This is a genomic window from Crocosphaera sp. XPORK-15E, assembly GCF_034931425.1.
GTDB lineage: Bacteria > Cyanobacteriota > Cyanobacteriia > Cyanobacteriales > Microcystaceae > UHCC-0190.
In genome coordinates this window covers 223282-239355 of sequence record NZ_JAYGHQ010000006.1, presented here as the reverse complement: position 1 = coordinate 239355, position 16074 = coordinate 223282, and the positions used below count along the sequence as shown (strand labels likewise).

Here is a 16074-nt window from a genome sequence, read left to right as displayed (position 1 = left end):
TGAGAGAGTAAAGTTTATTGATTCTAGAATACTATCCTATCTTAAATGTCCCTGGAAAAATTAGGATGAATACGGGGGTGAAGTTTTGCAGTCACGGGGTTTCCTCCGTATAAATGTTGTTCTACAATAATGGCCACATCTTGAGGTTGTACCCGACAATACCAGATTTCTTCTGGGGTAATGCGTACCGTTGGCCCACTACTACATTGTCCCTGACACCCGGTAGACATAACGACCACATCAGGGGGTAATTTAGCTAATTGAAATGCAAACAGAACTTGAGATGATCCAAAGGCCCGACAGGAAGAATGTTGACAGACAAGAATACATCGAGACGATAGGTTATTCATAATGTGACCGTATTTTCTTCGCAGGCCCCAATACTAACCCAGGTACTTGAACCATCAGACCAAAATTCTTTTTTCCAAATCGGGGCATTATGTTTTAAGGTATCAATGCCATAACGACAAGCGGCAAACGCTTCGGCCCGGTGAGGACATCCCACCGCAACTAAAACACTAATTTCTCCAATTTGTAGCCGTCCGGTACGATGATGAATGACGACTCGGTTAGTATCGGGCCATTGTTGACGAATAGTAGCCGCAATTTGACGAAAAATTTCTAAGGCCATGGGTTCATAGGCTTGATATTCTAAATAACGAACCGCTTTGCCTTCTGTTTGTTGTCTCACTGTCCCACTCATTAAGGCGATCGCCCCATTGGCCGGATCATCCGCTAAATTATACACCTCATCTAAAGAAAGGGGCGCAAAACTCATTCTCACACTATCTTGGGGGTTAATTTTGCTGTTCACGCCTAAACTCCTACAGACAGGACAACCACGTAATTACTAAATAATATGTTATCCTAGAAAAGTTCTTTAAATCTCGCACATCCAGGACTTCGGGTGTTTCTAATCAGAAAGACACCTGGATGGAGGATTAACCCGAAATAGGAGAAAAATTAATCATGCCAGTAGTTTCTCTTGCAGAATTGCTAGAGTCTGGGGTTCACTTTGGTCATCAGACCCGTCGTTGGAACCCCAAGATGGCCCCTTATATTTATACCGCCCGTAATGGTGTTCATATCATTGATTTGGTGCAAACCGCCCAATTAATGGAAGATGCCTATCAGTATGTTCGTAACTCCTCTGATCAGGGCAAACGGTTTTTGTTTGTGGGAACCAAACGTCAAGCAGCAGGAATTATCGCCCAAGAAGCCTCCCGTTGTGGGGCTAATTATGTGAACCAACGCTGGTTAGGGGGAATGCTAACCAATTGGGAAACCATTAAAAATCGGGTAGAACGCCTGAAAGAGTTGGAGGGAATGGAAAGCAGTGGACAACTTGATCGTCGTCCCAAAAAAGAAGCCTCTGTCCTCCGCCGAGAATTAGGAAAACTTCAGAAATACCTGGGGGGGATCAAAACCATGCGTAAGCCCCCTGATATAGTGGTTATTGTTGACCAAAGACGGGAATATAACGCGATTCAAGAATGTCAAAAATTGGGAATTCCCATGATTTCTCTCTTGGATACTAACTGTGATCCCGACTATGCTGATATTCCTATTCCCGCCAATGATGATGCGATTCGCTCGATTAAGTTAATTTTAGGTAAATTGGCTGATGCTATCTATGAAGGTCGTCATGGTCAATTAGACTCAGAAGAAGACTACGAGGAGTTTGATGAGAGTCTCGCTGAAGGGGACTACGATGATTACGATGAAGATGATGAGGAGAATGAAGGCGAAGGCGTAGAAATTGACGCTGAACTCTCTGATAATGAAGGGGAGGGTGAGGAGAATAACTAAAGGAATTTAACAGTCTTTCGGGCGAGGCCCCCTGCCTCTTGTAATGAGATGTAGGGGGTTAGATACTGTTAGGTGTGAGATGATTTTTCCCTCTCATGTCATCATAAGTTAATAGAGTAGGAACAGAAGTTAACATGGCCGAAATTTCAGCAAAACAGGTTAAAGAACTCCGTGAAAAAACTGGCGCGGGTATGATGGACTGCAAAAAGGCACTCCAAGAAAACCAAGGCGACATGACACAAGCTGTTGAATGGTTACGAAAAAAGGGCATTACCTCCGCCGAGAAAAAGTCTGGCCGACAAACGGCAGAAGGGCTGGTTCACAGTTATATTCATACTGGAGGACGCATTGGGGTTCTTGTAGAAGTCAACTGTGAAACTGACTTTGTGGCCCGTCGGGATGAGTTTAAGGAACTGGTTCAGAATGTGGCCATGCAAATTGCTGCTTGTCCCAATGTGGAATATGTGACCCAAAGCGAGATTCCTGACACCACCGTCGCCAAAGAAAAAGAAATTGAGATGGGACGGGAAGATTTAGCCAATAAGCCTGAAAACATCAAAGAAAAGATTGTTCAAGGGCGTATTGAAAAACGACGAAAAGAACTCTCCTTGTTGGATCAGCCGTTTATTAAGGATCAAAATATCACGGTTGAAGAGTTAATTAAACAAAGCATTGCCCAACTTGGAGAAAATATTCAAGTTCGTCGTTTTGTTCGGTTTATTTTAGGGGAAGGCATTGAAAAAGAAGAGGTCAACTTTGCTGATGAAGTAGCGGCTCAAACGGGTCAAACAACCCAAGAACCTGAACCTCAAGTTGAAGCGGTTGCCGAACCTGAACCTTTAGAAACAGCAGCAGAAACGGCACCAGCCGAAAAACCTGCGGCGCAAGAAACTCCCCTTAAAACTACTGGGAAAAAAGGTAAAAAAAGAAAGTAATCCTGATGGGAAAAATCTCATTAAGATTAAGGCAAAAGTTCGGAAGAATAATCCTGCTTTTGCCTTTTTTTAATCCAAAACCAAACATCAAAAATTATTATTTAAGATTGAATTATGGCCAAATCTCTCCAGCAAATTAGACAAAATTTGACCGCGTTGGAAGAACAAGCAACTCAACTTTCAACAGAGTTAAATGAGCTTTATCAACAATATTTAGAGTCCTTGAGTCAATCTGTTAATAAACAATTGATTCTAGCTGTGTATCAAATTTGTACCCAGATTTATCCTGAGGAATTTTTAAAATTATCTTATAGTCAGAGAGAAAAACTTCAAGAAAAAATCCGTAACTTAGGGAAAGGTATTCAACCTAAATTATTAGCTTATTTGTCCTTACCTCAACCCGCCCCAAAACCGACGATTACTGAACAACAAATTTTTCGGCAATTAGCCGTTCAAGATTCCTCATTTCAGTTACCAGAAATACCAGAAGCAAACGAAATTTACACGATAAAAACTCCCGAAGATTTAGTCAATTGGTGTAAAAAGATAGAGCAAGGAATTAGAATCGTTTTAGATGAGCTTTCTCAAGAAGTTAATCGTAATTTACAAAAAGCCCAGATTATTTCTAGTAATTTACCTCCCCAATTATTGGAAATGGCCTTACAAGCAGAAGAAGGGGGAATCTCAGCAGGAAATTCACCTAATATTTTAAACTTGTTGGTAGAAACAAGTCATAAAGGAGAGGATAAAGAAGAGGAAGATGATGATGATCAACCCTCACAAATTACTAAAATTTCTGCAATTCATTTAAGATTATCAGAAATAGAATTTGCTGATCCTCAATTAAGTATTCAACGCAAAGGCATTATGAAACAACTTGAAACCCTGAAAAAAATGCGAAAAGCTTATGGTTTGACTCAACAAGAGCATGCTCAAGCTGAAGCTGAAACCGCTTGGCGTTCAAGTTGGCATGAATAGGGGAAACAACAGAAAGTTTTAAAGAAATGGCGATCGCTTTCCTTTTTTTGGGACAACCTAATTATCTTGCTGTCACAGTTTACCGTATCAAGCTTGTACCAAAAGAGCAATCGCCAAAAATTAGATCAATTTTAGTTTAAACTTAACTTATTTAAGACAGATTGAGTTGAAACAATATGACGGTCTAAGCCTAATTTTTCAGGCTCAACCCCCAGTGCTAAAGCCACTAATTGAGGTAAATGTAACACGGGAATACCTAATTTATGACCGATGACTTTTTCAACTTCCGGTTGTCTTGAATCTAAGTTTAAATGACACAAAGGACAAGGAGTAACTAAACAATCTGCCCCCGCTTCTATTGCTTCTTTGAGGTGATTTCCTGCCATTTTAAAGGATTGTTCTGTGGCATAACTAGAAAGGGGCCAACCACAACATTGTGTTCTTCCTTGATAATAAATGGGATTAGCTCCTACCACACGGAAAACGTTTTCTAAGGACTCTGGATGAAAGGGGTTATCATAGGTTAGTTTGTCTTGACTGCGTAATAAATAACAGCCATAAAAAGCCGCACAATTTAATCCTGAAAGCTTACGTTTAACTTTTTTTTGTAAGTTATCAAGTCCATAATCAGCCACTAATGCCCATAATAAATGTTTGACTTCTGTGCTACCTTGATATGGAGAACATTGTTCTTTTTTTAAAAAACCGTTGACTTTTTCAAGATAAGAAGGATCATTTTTTTGTGCATCTTTTAACCGTTCATCTACATGACCAATCACTCCTTGACAGGTGCTACAATGGGTTAAAAGGGGAAGATTAAGGGACTCTGCTAAAGCAATATTCCGCGCATTAACAGTATCTTCTAATAGTTGAGAGTCTTCTTTATAAGTTCCTGAACCGCAGCAAGCAGCTTTTTTAAGTTCAATTAATTCTATCCCTAAAGCATCAGTTAGGGCCGCAGTCGATAAATACAGTTCACGACAAGCTCCTTGAGCAACACAACCAGGATAATAAGCGTATTTTAGCATTGAGTTTAATGTGTCGATGGATGGATATCGACTATAATTATAATAAAAACATAGCTAATTTATTATAAGTTATTTGTTAAGATTTAGAAATTTTGTAGGGGCGGGTTTTTGTTACAGTCTATGATTCTCACAAATAAGTTAAATAAACCCGCCCTAATCTGTAATTTATTTTGCTTAGGCACTTAGCCAAATATTATCAGTTTATTGTTCTATCCGTTACAATATTGGTATGATTTTCATTTGCTAAAACAAAACAATGAAAGTAAGCAACAAGCAAGATTTAGTAACATTATTACAGCAACATCAAGACCATTTTAAAAAATTGGGCGTACGTCGTTTTGGTTTGTTTGGATCATTTGTAAAAGATCAAGTCAATGAAGATAGTGATGTAGATATATTAGTGATGTTTGAACCAGCATTGAAAACTTTTAATAATTTTATGGAGTTATCAATTTTCTTGGAAGATTTATTAGGTCGAAAAGTAGATTTAATTACCATTGAGTCCTTAAGTCCTTATCTCGGTAAAAAAATTTTAAAGGAAGCAGAATATGTCTCACTCTCCCATTGATTATTTAAGTCATATTCTTGATGAAACGAGTTACTTAATCAAAACTTGAATGGCGAAAAATAGCAGGAATGAGAGTTCAACAATTGACAATTGTCAATTGCCCATTGATAAATTAATCCATAATTATTTTGGGGTTGATTATGATATTGTTTGGGATGCTATTATTAATGAAGTTCCCCTTTTGGATAGTAAAGTGAGGGAGATTGTTAAGAAATGCTCTGAACTATAACTTATCTTCTTAACTCTTACTAGAGTCTTCAGAAACGTTTTAAGAGATTTTTATCGATAATTAATAATGGCATCAATTAATCCTTCTAAAGTATATTCTTTTGCTTCTATATCAACTCTCCCTAAGATTTTATGACAAGTTTTAGACGTTTGAGGCCCAATAGAAGCCAAACAAACATCTTCTAATAATGATAACATATTTAATTCAGAATTACTATTTATTTCTTGTTTCAATAACTCATGAAAATTCTGCACGGTTTTAGAACTTGCAAAGGTTATAATATCGACTTGTTTTTGTTGTATTGCTTCCCAAGCATCAGGATTAATTTTTTGAGGACATCCTGACTGATAAGCAGCAACTTCTATTACTTCTGCGCCCTGTTTTTGTAATTCTTGAACTAAGATTTCTCGGCCACCTGTTTCAACACGGGGAAATAATATTTTTTGGTGATTTAATATTTCTGGAAAGTTTTCTACTAGAGAGTCTGCCACAAAATTAGGAGGAATAAAGTCAGGGGTTAACCCATGATTTTGTAAAAAAGATGCGGTTTTTTTGCCGACAACAGCAATTTTAATTCCTCCCAAAGCACGGGAATCTTTTCCTAATTTTTTTAAGCGTTCAAAAAAGAATTGCACCCCATTTGCTGAGGTTAAAATCAACCAATTAAAGGAATATAATTCTTGAATTGCTTTATCTAATGCTTCCCAATTAGACGGGGGTAAAATTTCCAATGCTGGCATTTCAATCGTTGTTGCACCCTGCTGTTGTAACATTACACTAAATTGACTTGACTGTTCAGCAGCACGAGTAATTAAAACAGTTTTTCCCTTTAAAGGAAGGTCAGAAGATGAGGACATATTTCTTAAATTAACTACTTTTCCGATCACAATAATTGCTGGCGATAATGAGATACCAGATACTTGATCTATTATAGTCTTTAATGTACCTATCCAGACATTTTGTTTCGGACTTCCTCCATTACGAATAATAGCAATTGGTTCATCAGGTGATCGCCCATTCTCTAGTAAATTGTTAATTATTTCTCCAAGGGTTTTTGTTCCCATTAAAATAACTAATGTGTCAATCTTTGCCAAAGCATCCCAATTTAATAAATTCGGTTCATGGCCTGTTATTACCACAAAACAACGACTTAGTAACTTATCCGTTAAGGGAATTCCAGCAAGTAAAGGGGCCGCTAAAGCAGAAGAAATTCCAGGCACTAATTCATAATCACAACCTGCTTTAATCAAAGCCTTTATTTCTTCATTTGCCCTACCAAATATCAAGGGATCACCACTCTTTAATCTTACAACTATTTTGCCTTGTAAGCAATAATTAATCAGTAAATTATTAATAGTATCTTGAGGGGTACTCGGTAAACCACCACGCTTACCAACATTCAATTTAAGACAATTTTCTGGAACTAAATCAAGAAATTTTAGATCAACTAAAGCATCATAAACTAAAATATCAGCTTGAGATAAAAGCCATTGACCACGAATAGTTAAATAATCTAAGTTACTAACTCCTGAACCCACCAAATAAACTTTACCTTTCATGAAAATTATTGATTATTTTGTCAATTATAAAATTCTAGAAATTAACTGATAAATTAACCGAAATAAAGATGTAACTGCGATTAACCCTGCTCCAGCAATTACTGCAATAATTAATATCTCAGGGAAAGATAAACTACCACGAAGTACCGGAATAAACATTAATAATAGCGCAGTAATTACACCAATAACTAGAAAATCTTTACCTTCAATAATACGACGATATTGAGCATAAATTAATCCTCCAATTGCCATACATCCGAGGATAATTCCAGGGGTAGAAATTAAACCTTTTAAAGCAATAATTAATAACACCCCTTCAAACCCAGTAAATCCTGAACTAAGGATCAAATTAATACTTGAAAAAGACCTTTTAGCTACTGTTGAAGGAGGAGAAGGAGGAGAAACAACAGGAATAGGTGAAGGGGTTTGAATGGCTGTATTTGGAGTAGTATTTATAGGAGAAGAAGGAGAAGAAGGAGAGGACTGTAAGGCTTCTAAAACATCTGTTGCACTGCTATAACGCTCATTAGGAATTGGTAATAAAAGACGATCTAAAACAGCAGCTAACTTATCGCTAATTTTGGGGACATTGGGTTTCCAATTCCAAGAATTATGATAGGAATCATACAATTCTTCTGGAGGTTTGCCAGTTAAAAGATTGAGACAAGTTGTGGCCAAAGCATATAAATCTGTGGCTGGATAAACTGTTGAACCTTGCATTTGTTCAGGAGGAGCAAACCCCATCGAAAAAATTCCCGTTGAGCGTTTTTGTTGATTACTAGCACCTGCGGTTACTTGTTTAACTGCCCCAAAATCTAGTAAATATAAACGTCCCTGTTTATCCCGCATAATATTAGAGGGTTTAATATCCCGATGAATACAATTATGATCGTGAATAAATTGCAAAACCCCTAAAATTTCTGTCATTACCTCCATAACTTGCGCTTCAGAAAACACCCCATTTTTGTGTAATTCTCTTTCTAAATCTTCCCCATCAATTAATTCTTGAACCAAATAAAAAAATTGTTCTTCTTGCTTCGTCAACCCATTAGAAACCACTAAGGGAAAAAACGCATATAATTGGGGAATTTGGGGATGTTTACTGCCTAAATCTTCTAACGTAACCGCTTCTCGTTCAAATAAATTTTGAGCAATAGCCAACGCTTGATCACTTAAGTTTCCCTCCGGTTGAAACTGTTTCACCACACACAAACGCATGGTCGGAGTATAGCGATCTTTGGCTAAAAATGCCGCCCCAAACCCCCCTTTACCCAGTAATTTAGAAGGAAGATAACGACCGGCTAAAATTAGCGGCATTCCACAACTGGTACAGTATTTTTGTTGAACCGTTTTTAGAGTCATCGGATCATCAAGATCCGAAAAATAATTTTTAGGATGAGAACATTCGGGACGAGTACAAAGGATTTCCATATTAAATGGAGAGAATAAAAATTTTATGTGCTTTTATTGTAAGCAAGGGATTGGATTTAGACAAATTTCTCGAACTGGAGACAATTTTACTTATAACTTCAGTAGGGGCTTAATATTATTAAGCCCCTACTGCTGCTGACTTCTACTATATCGCGCCCCAGAAGTGCAGGTTTCCCGAATTTCTACCCCTTGAAGTCCTGAAAGTCCCGCTGTTTCCAATTTCTCAAAAATCCATTGAGCGATCGCTTCACTGGTAGGACTTTCTAACCCCGTGGTTTCATTGAGATAATAATGATCTAAAAAATTTTCGAGCAGAGGCTCCAAATACAGCTTAATATCCCCAAAGTCCATCACCATTCCTTGTTTTGGCCCCTCTGAGATCAGGCGATCGCTACTCACATAAACTCGGCCAACCCAACTATGGCCATGAAGACGACGGCATTTACCATCATGATAGGGGAGTTGATGGGCTGCTTCAAAGCGAAATTCCTTGTAAATAGTCCATTGATGGGGTGAGTTCATAATCTAAGTTTGAGATAATGAGGAGTGAGTACGGGCAAACCTGACGTTAATTAAACAAAACAGGGATTACATAACACCTTATTTTAAACTTTTGAGTCTCCGCTACGTTCCCGCAAAGACTGTTCCGCTTCTAATTCCTGATTTAAAAAATAGTTAAGAAAAGTCCGAATAACAGCAATAGCCCCTAATTTTCCTAGGGCTTCCCATGAGGGAGCAACTGTCGTCGCTAAAATGTCCGAGCCTAATTGAAATTCTAAGGCCAAAGCTAACCAAGAACCAAAACGAATACGCACCTCTAAAAAAGGAAAAGACTTACGACGAATACCCAAAATTACGGCACGAAACGATCCGAAAAAGCCACAAATCACGCACAGCACCGAAACAAACTCTATGATTAACCGAAAACCCCCAACCCAACGTTCTAAGATCTCAGCTAAATTTCCTAATAATCCCATTTTCCTCTGGTCTAGTCACTTCAATTTAATCTTAGTGCCATTTTTAAGAGGGCAGTTGTTTACTTTCTATAACCAATCTCAGTTTTTACTCTGTTGAATTAAGCACAACTACACAGGAATAGAGAGAAACTGCCCAAGATTTCCTCAAAATTACCGAGGAAGGCAATCAGCAATTTTTCTAGAATGAAATTAAGTTAAAGAATACATAAATCACCTTCAAGAGTTTGAGGTTTTCAAGCTATGGTTTTCACCTCAATTGACAGCAAACAAGAAACGAAACAAATATCCCGAAAAGTTGAGCATATTTTAAAGAAGAAATATCCTAAAAGACATCATCATTATGGCTTAGAAGATTTCTTCTGTTTTCAGACAGAAACCGGAACCATTATTGATTGGAATGAATCCCGTAATATTTTAACCAGTGAAGATTTTATTCTGGGTTTAATTGAAGGATTAGAAGAAGAAATCGGCAGCGCAGCAGGAGTCGTTACCTATAACATTGGTAAAGAATGGGGTAAACGAGATGCTGTCTTTTTTCAACAGTGGCTTTATTCCGAATATGAGTATGAAAAACCCCTTAATCAACTCAATCTAAATTATGTTTTAGAAGCTTGGTGGTGGCCCTTTACTGCTCAAGGTTGGGGTAACTGGGAAGTTGATATGAGTGAGCAGAAAAATGGCTTTATGTTCGTCAATATTTTTGACTCTGCTGTTGCTCGAACTTTAGGGGATGTTGGCAAACCTGTTTGTCATATTTACGCTGGATTATTAGCAGGATTTTTCAGCAATTTAGTCAAAAAAGACTTAAATGGTATTGAGATTCAATGCTATGCTATGGGGGAAACTTATTGTAAGTTTCTCATCGGTAAAAAAGACCGAATTGATGCAGCAACTTTCTGGTTAAATGAAGGCGCATTAGCCAAAGATATTGAAAAGCGGTTGTATCATGGGGAGTATCTTAAATGATGAGTATAACAGCTTGGGCGGGGTTAAGTGTTAATGACTTTTTTCGTACCTATAATTGGACTGGTCAAACCCCAAAACTTCAACCTTTAGACACATCTAAAAACAACATAAAACCTTCATCTTTTTTATGTTTAAGTTTAGGAGAATTTCTCTCACAAGGTAACTGGACTGGTAAGGTTTCTCCTCAACCTTTAAATAAAGCAACTCCAATATCTAATAAAGCTTTGATGACGTTACCTGTTGCTGAATTTTTTCAAGAAATGGGCTGGCAAGGACTTCCTAATATAGCTCCAATGGCTCAAAAATCTTCTCTTTCTAAGGCAATTTCTTCACCCTCTCAAGACTTGAATGTAAACAATTTATCCGATTTATTCTAGAACCAAGACCATGCAAAAAGATTTTGAGAATTTATTCTATGAAGCCGAAGATCACTATCTTCAAACTTCAGACATTACGACCCTAAAAAATCAGGCTAACCGACTTAGAGAATGCTTAGAAATTTATCAGTGTCTACGGGATCAAGAAATCACTATTTTTCAATCTGTTGCTGATAGTTTAGTTGAGGCATTTCCTGATGAAAATAGCCCGCGTCTTGAACAGGCTTTAAGACATTGGATGTCTGTGATGCGTTATGGTGCAATGGCCCTGTTATTAAATAACCCTGATTATTTTAATCATCGTCTCTTAGAATGGCTCACAGATATGGTTCATGCTCAGGAAATGGTTGTCATTGAAACTCATCTTTTTGAGTGCTTAAAACAACAGTTAGAAGATAGTTTTTCTTCAAGACAAATGGAAATAATTAATCCATTCTTGTCTCAAGCAAAAACTATATTAATTGAACCAAAAGCCCAATTAAAAATAGCTAAGACAGGAGCATAAATAAAATGATTGATGTTGCAAGTTTAGTTAAAGATTCCTCATTAAAAGGGAATTATTTTTCCCCTGATGCCTATCTTCAAGGAGACTTTGAATTTGGCTTATTAGAGAATCGTAGTGGTTCCCGTTTACTGGCCTTACCTCAACCTTTATTAGAGGCTATGTATGCTACTTTAGAAGATGAATTAGGACAAGGAAGTGGTGTTGCTTTATTTAGTTGTGGTCGTTGGTGGGGAAAAAGTTTCTATCAGCGATTTGCCGAAGAAATTGGGGAATACTATGGACAACCCTTAGTACAAATGGAGATGATTCAATTTATCCAATGTCTAAAACAATGTTGGAAAACTCACGGATGGGGAACGCTAGAAATTGATCTAAAATATTATCAGAATGGCTTTTTAATTCCCAAAATTGTCAATTCTCCCTTTGCTCAATTTGCCCCCCAAAATAAGCGTCCAATGTGTTTCTTAGAAGCAGGAATTTTGAGTTCTTTCTTCAGTAAAATAACCGGACAAGAATTACACTGTCTTCAAACATCTTGTGAATCAATGGGAGCAGATTCTAATAACTTTGTTATTGGATTATCTGAACGAATTAAACCCATTGAAGCTTGGCGAGAAGAAGGTCATGATCACGCGACAATCATGGAATTATTGTGTCGAAATCAATCAAACTTAGCTAATTAATTCAGGAGTATTTAAACATGGCAAAAACTGTTAAACTTGACCCCATTAATCAAGAAGTTGCAATACAAACTAATGATAATCTTTTGAGTGGTTTACTGCAAAAAGATTTGAATGTTTGGAAAGAGTGCGGAGGAAGGGGAATGTGTTCCACTTGCCATGTTTTTATTACAGAAGGGATGGATAGTTTATCCCCTGTAAATCGGCGAGAAATGCGTACTATGGAAGTGATTACAACAGCTAATAAATTCTCTCGACTTGCTTGTCAAGCACGGGTAATTGGGGAAGGTGTTGTCGTTGAAATTCCCTCTGGTATGTATGTCAGTGAAATCGAAAATATTGAAGATTTAATTGGCCGTCGAGCAGAGGAAAATATCTTACATCCCATTACAGGAGCAGTATTAGTTGAAGCGGGAAAATTAGTCACTCGTTCGATGATTACCCAACTCAAAGATACTCAAGTCGAAGTTGCTGAATACATCGCCAAAACTCAAGATGTATAAAACACTTAACCTAGTTAATTCTCTCGAAAACAAAGGAAAAATAAGCCAATGTTAACACAGTTTTCACGATTAAGTTTAGATGCAGATGGCCGTTATGCAACTGATGCAGAATTGGGGTTTATCGAAAGCTATTTAGACTCGGTAGATCTGCGAGTCAGTACCTACGAAAAAATTCGGGATAATGAAGTAGCAATTCTCCTGGAAGTTGAAGAAAAAATGCACGAATTAAACCCAAATAATTGCCTATATACGATGGGTGAACATGAAAAAGAAATTTGTCGCCGTGACCGCAAAAATGCAGTCCGTTATGCTAGTGCTTCCATGTTAATTAACGACTTAGATCGTTTACGGGATGGACTTTTAATTTGGGTACAAACTATTGTTCGTGCTGTGGGTTATAAATTCTTTGTTCGTACCCATTATCCAACAATTCAGGAGGTAATTAAACAATATTTAACCCCTGAAGAAGCTGCCTTAATTCTCCCTGCTTTACAAGTTGATAGTACCATTCTTGGTGCCTAAAGTTTCTAGTACAATTGAGCAATTAAATCTTGAGGATTTTAGTAATGAATGAGCAAAATACTGCCTTTAATGTAACTTTAATTAATCCCAAAAAAGAGCTACATAAGACCATTAAAGTGGCAGCAGATGAATATATTCTTGACATGGCTGAACAAGAGGGAATTAAGCATCCTTGCTCTTGTCGTGCAGCAGCTTGTTTTGATTGTTTAGCTAAGGTTATTGAGGGTAAAGTTGAACAAAGTGGAAAAGCTTTATCTTTTCTTCGTCCTCATGAAATCAAAGAAGGTTATGTCTTACTTTGTGCCGCATCTCCAACTTCTAATTGCACAATTTTAACTCATCAAGAAGAAGAATATCTTGCCTAAAGGTTCATTAAGTTAACTCAGAAATTTAACAGGATTAAACATCATGGAATCACAAGTAGAAACCCAAGAATTAGAAAATGAATCTAGTGCTAATAACCTCTCTGATATCTTTGATTTACTATCAGGAGTTGGCCTATTTGGGGGTGTCGTTGGCTCGTTTTTTGGTAATGCTGCTTTTGCCACAATTCCCCTTTCTTTTTCCCTGGCTTTACAAATGGCTAATCGTCGCCAATTAAAAGTAGAAATGGCTCAGGTTCAGCAAACAGCAATTATGCAGTTAACTGAGCAAATAAATAATAATAAATCTGTTATTTTTGAGCAATTTAACCAGTCAAAACAAGAGACTAATAATCAGTTGGGGCAACAAAATCAAGCCTTTCAAGCTAAGGTCAATGATTTGTCAGATAAATTACAAGATGCTCAGCAATCTATTGATGGGTTAATGCAAGAAGATAGAAAACTTAATGAGTTTACTAATGCTTTGAATTCTCAGCAACAACAAGTTGAAGAAATTGTCAAGAGTTTACAACAAATTGAAAACTTATCTCAAGTTATTCGGAGTAATCCTGATGGGGTTGAAGCTTACTATCAACGGGGTTTAAGTCATCAAAAATTAGGGGATAAAACTGGAGCAATTGAAGACTATACCGAAGCGTTACATCTAGATTCTACTTATGCTAAAGCTTATCACAGTCGTGGTATTCTTTTGGCAGAATTAGGCAGTAAAAAGCAAGCAGTTGAGGATTTACGCCTCGCGGCTAAATATTACTTTGAACAAGGTGATATTGAAAGCTATGAACAGGCCAGAAATCTGAGCAAAGAATTCTATGAAGTACGTCATTCTCTTATTGATAATCAGAATGCAAAAGCCGCAGTTTCTGATGAGTCAATGATCAAAGAACCACAATCAAGTATGATAGATTTAATTGCTGTAGGTCATCTTTTTGATGATGACTCTGATCCTGAGCAAAACGTTACTATGCTTGGTTAGACTAGACAAGAAAATTTCATACTTTGTGTCTAAATTCTCCTTGTTGTCAGCGATCTTGTCATAAAGATCGCTGTTTTTTTATTGAAAGAGGAGAAGTTTACGGAGTGCGTAGGTATTTGAAGACGCGATCGCAGCATCGGTTCTGTTGAAAACGGCTCAGGAACAGGATTTAAGCACTTTAGTCGAACTTTAAAAAACTTTTTTGAGCAAATCCCTTGACAAACTTTCGTTAACCTTGATATGATTATAGTCGGCTCAAAAAATATGGGACTGTAGTTCAATTGGTTAGAGCACCGCCCTGTCACGGCGGAAGTTGCGGGTTCGAGCCCCGTCAGTCCCGTAAAAAAAACATAACAAAATCATCAGTTAAGCCATTTGTTCTTCGAGACGGGCTTGGGCTAAATCCCTGATTAGGGCAGCGCGTAGATTGATGTAATGATTCAGATGATGGCATTCATCATGACTGAGGTTTTTCTTTTGTTGAAGCTTTGCCATCAAACAATTGACTAAATCAGCTTGACTCAGACTTAGTAGGGTTTGAGCTTGGGTTTGTTCAATGATAGACCATAATTGACGTAAAATCGTGGGACTCATGAGAGATTAAACCTCACACTCACAAAAATCTAAAAAGATTATAAAATTATTTGGGGCTTTTTGACAGTAGCAACAATAACATTTTTTCCCCACCACAGTCGTAACGGTGTTAAATTCCCTCAGTCTAAAGCCTGGGGTTATACAAACGAAGCCCGCGAAGGCGGGCTTTAAGCTTATTCTCAAGTGTTTTGTCAGGAAATAACCCGATTAAACCGCAGAACTTTGACGAATCACATAATGTTGTTCAGGGGCAGGATAACCAGCACTGCCTAAAGTTTCACGAATGGTTTTATTGGTGTCAAAATAAACTTGCCAATAATGTTCGTTATGACAATAGGGACGGACTGCAAGAACAGGCCCAGCAAGATTAAACTCCAAAATTTCTACATCAGGTTGAGGGATTTCCATGACATTAGGAATTTGGCGTAATCTTTCCTGAAGTAAATTAATCGCCTCAGCATGATTCACACTATGATTAAGTTGTGCCACCAAATCAACCCGACGGTAAGGGTTAGCGGAAAAGTTTTGAATATTATCGGCAAAAATCTTATTATTTCCGATAATAGTTCTTACATTATCCATCGTATTAATGGCAGTAACAAACAAGCCAATTTCTTCAACCGTTCCGATGACACCTGCCGTAGCAATAAAGTCACCCACGGCAAAAGGACGGAAAATCACCAGGAAGACACCCGCCGCAAAATTCGCTAAGAGTCCTCCCCAAGCGGCCCCAATGGCAATACCGGCCGCAGCTAATAAAGCCGCAAAGGACGTGGTTTCAACGCCAAAATACCCAAGAATAGCGACGATTAAAATGATTTTTAGGGCAATGTCCAAAAAATTCGCCAGATAAGCAACCAGCGTCGGTTCAATGCTTTGTCGCTTCAGAAGACGAGAGAGTAAACGAACACCCGTTTTAATTAACCATTGTCCCACCACCCACAGAATAATTGCCCCAATGAGTTTGAAACCAAACCCGGCCAATTGGCTTTTAACGGTTTCCACAAAAACATTCACTTGCACGGCATCGACTGGCATTTGCATTATGTACATATAT

The 16074-nt window shown here is 37.7% G+C and carries 22 protein-coding genes and 1 tRNA gene; 14 read left to right on the top strand and 9 right to left on the bottom strand.

Going from position 1 to position 16074, the window contains the following annotated elements:
• Positions 1-41: 41 nt before the first annotated feature.
• Positions 42-350: a (2Fe-2S) ferredoxin domain-containing protein gene (locus tag VB691_RS07735; RefSeq protein WP_323290895.1), complete on the bottom strand. Its 309-nt coding sequence runs from the start codon at positions 348-350 to the stop codon at positions 42-44.
• Positions 347-778 carry a molybdenum cofactor biosynthesis protein MoaE gene (locus VB691_RS07730; RefSeq protein WP_323291024.1) on the bottom strand — a complete coding sequence of 144 codons (432 nt, stop codon included), beginning with the start codon at positions 776-778 and terminating at the stop codon, positions 347-349. The genes VB691_RS07735 and VB691_RS07730 overlap by 4 nt, the downstream gene beginning before the upstream one ends.
• A 191-nt stretch (positions 779-969) precedes the next feature.
• Between VB691_RS07730 and rpsB the strand changes: the two genes are divergently transcribed.
• From rpsB to VB691_RS07715, 3 genes are all read left to right on the top strand, one after another.
• Positions 970-1809, top strand: coding sequence for a 30S ribosomal protein S2 (gene rpsB, locus VB691_RS07725; protein ID WP_323290894.1), 840 nt, complete (start codon positions 970-972; stop codon positions 1807-1809).
• Positions 1810-1943: 134 nt separating this feature from the next.
• The gene (tsf, locus tag VB691_RS07720; RefSeq protein ID WP_323290893.1) at positions 1944-2744 is read left to right on the top strand and encodes a translation elongation factor Ts; all 801 of its coding nucleotides are present in this window, start codon (positions 1944-1946) and stop codon (positions 2742-2744) included.
• A 114-nt stretch (positions 2745-2858) separates the two neighbouring features.
• Positions 2859-3722, top strand: coding sequence for a hypothetical protein (locus VB691_RS07715; RefSeq protein WP_323290892.1), 864 nt, complete (start codon positions 2859-2861; stop codon positions 3720-3722).
• A gap of 131 nt (positions 3723-3853) precedes the next feature.
• Here VB691_RS07715 and VB691_RS07710 read toward each other — a convergent pair whose 3' ends face one another.
• Positions 3854-4750, bottom strand: coding sequence for a CoB--CoM heterodisulfide reductase iron-sulfur subunit B family protein (locus VB691_RS07710; RefSeq protein WP_323290891.1), 897 nt, complete (start codon positions 4748-4750; stop codon positions 3854-3856).
• A gap of 256 nt (positions 4751-5006) precedes the next feature.
• Here VB691_RS07710 and VB691_RS07705 point away from each other — a divergent pair, with 256 nt between their 5' ends.
• Together VB691_RS07705 and VB691_RS07700 are read left to right on the top strand one after the other, a co-directional pair.
• On the top strand, positions 5007-5318 hold the full coding sequence (locus VB691_RS07705) for a nucleotidyltransferase family protein (RefSeq protein WP_323290890.1): 312 nt from the start codon (positions 5007-5009) through the stop codon (positions 5316-5318).
• A 49-nt stretch (positions 5319-5367) separates the two neighbouring features.
• The gene (locus VB691_RS07700; protein WP_323290889.1) at positions 5368-5547 is read left to right on the top strand and encodes a HepT-like ribonuclease domain-containing protein; all 180 of its coding nucleotides are present in this window, start codon (positions 5368-5370) and stop codon (positions 5545-5547) included.
• A 50-nt stretch (positions 5548-5597) separates the two neighbouring features.
• On the opposite strand, the gene cobA is transcribed toward VB691_RS07700, so the two are convergent.
• From cobA to VB691_RS07680, 4 genes are all read right to left on the bottom strand, one after another.
• Positions 5598-7106 (bottom strand): uroporphyrinogen-III C-methyltransferase, encoded by a 1509-nt coding sequence (gene cobA, locus VB691_RS07695; protein WP_323290888.1) that lies wholly within the window; start codon positions 7104-7106, stop codon positions 5598-5600.
• A gap of 24 nt (positions 7107-7130) precedes the next feature.
• A complete protein-coding gene (locus VB691_RS07690; protein ID WP_323290887.1) occupies positions 7131-8537 on the bottom strand; it encodes a serine/threonine-protein kinase in 1407 nt (468 codons plus the stop codon).
• Between the two features lie 126 nt (positions 8538-8663).
• Positions 8664-9059 (bottom strand): 6-carboxytetrahydropterin synthase QueD, encoded by a 396-nt coding sequence (gene queD, locus VB691_RS07685; protein WP_323290886.1) that lies wholly within the window; start codon positions 9057-9059, stop codon positions 8664-8666.
• 83 nt (positions 9060-9142) lie between these two features.
• On the bottom strand, positions 9143-9514 hold the full coding sequence (locus tag VB691_RS07680; RefSeq protein WP_323290885.1) for a DUF1622 domain-containing protein: 372 nt from the start codon (positions 9512-9514) through the stop codon (positions 9143-9145).
• Between the two features lie 240 nt (positions 9515-9754).
• On the opposite strand from VB691_RS07680, the gene VB691_RS07675 reads away from it, so the two are divergent.
• From VB691_RS07675 to VB691_RS07635, 9 genes are all read left to right on the top strand, one after another.
• The gene (locus VB691_RS07675) at positions 9755-10480 is read left to right on the top strand and encodes a V4R domain-containing protein (RefSeq protein WP_323290884.1); all 726 of its coding nucleotides are present in this window, start codon (positions 9755-9757) and stop codon (positions 10478-10480) included.
• Positions 10477-10857 carry a hypothetical protein gene (locus VB691_RS07670; protein WP_323290883.1) on the top strand — a complete coding sequence of 127 codons (381 nt, stop codon included), beginning with the start codon at positions 10477-10479 and terminating at the stop codon, positions 10855-10857. The genes VB691_RS07675 and VB691_RS07670 overlap by 4 nt, the downstream gene beginning before the upstream one ends.
• A 10-nt stretch (positions 10858-10867) precedes the next feature.
• Positions 10868-11362, top strand: a complete 495-nt coding sequence (locus tag VB691_RS07665) for a phycobilisome protein (protein WP_323290882.1) — start codon at positions 10868-10870, stop codon at positions 11360-11362.
• A gap of 5 nt (positions 11363-11367) precedes the next feature.
• The gene (locus VB691_RS07660) at positions 11368-12045 is read left to right on the top strand and encodes a V4R domain-containing protein (protein WP_323290881.1); all 678 of its coding nucleotides are present in this window, start codon (positions 11368-11370) and stop codon (positions 12043-12045) included.
• A gap of 17 nt (positions 12046-12062) precedes the next feature.
• The gene (locus VB691_RS07655; RefSeq protein ID WP_323290880.1) at positions 12063-12545 is read left to right on the top strand and encodes a 2Fe-2S iron-sulfur cluster-binding protein; all 483 of its coding nucleotides are present in this window, start codon (positions 12063-12065) and stop codon (positions 12543-12545) included.
• Positions 12546-12593: 48 nt separating this feature from the next.
• Complete coding sequence (locus tag VB691_RS07650) at positions 12594-13067, top strand: allophycocyanin (RefSeq protein ID WP_323290879.1); 474 nt, start codon at positions 12594-12596, stop codon at positions 13065-13067.
• A 44-nt stretch (positions 13068-13111) separates the two neighbouring features.
• On the top strand, positions 13112-13432 hold the full coding sequence (locus VB691_RS07645; protein WP_323290878.1) for a 2Fe-2S iron-sulfur cluster-binding protein: 321 nt from the start codon (positions 13112-13114) through the stop codon (positions 13430-13432).
• A gap of 43 nt (positions 13433-13475) precedes the next feature.
• A complete protein-coding gene (locus VB691_RS07640; RefSeq protein ID WP_323290877.1) occupies positions 13476-14423 on the top strand; it encodes a tetratricopeptide repeat protein in 948 nt (315 codons plus the stop codon).
• Positions 14424-14689: 266 nt separating this feature from the next.
• Positions 14690-14763: transfer RNA gene (locus VB691_RS07635), tRNA-Asp, on the top strand.
• 26 nt (positions 14764-14789) lie between these two features.
• On the opposite strand, the gene VB691_RS07630 is transcribed toward VB691_RS07635, so the two are convergent.
• Both VB691_RS07630 and VB691_RS07625 read right to left on the bottom strand, forming a co-directional pair.
• Positions 14790-15017, bottom strand: coding sequence for a hypothetical protein (locus VB691_RS07630; protein ID WP_323290876.1), 228 nt, complete (start codon positions 15015-15017; stop codon positions 14790-14792).
• A gap of 207 nt (positions 15018-15224) precedes the next feature.
• Positions 15225-16055: a mechanosensitive ion channel family protein gene (locus VB691_RS07625; RefSeq protein WP_416244869.1), complete on the bottom strand. Its 831-nt coding sequence runs from the start codon at positions 16053-16055 to the stop codon at positions 15225-15227.
• Positions 16056-16074: the final 19 nt, after the last annotated feature.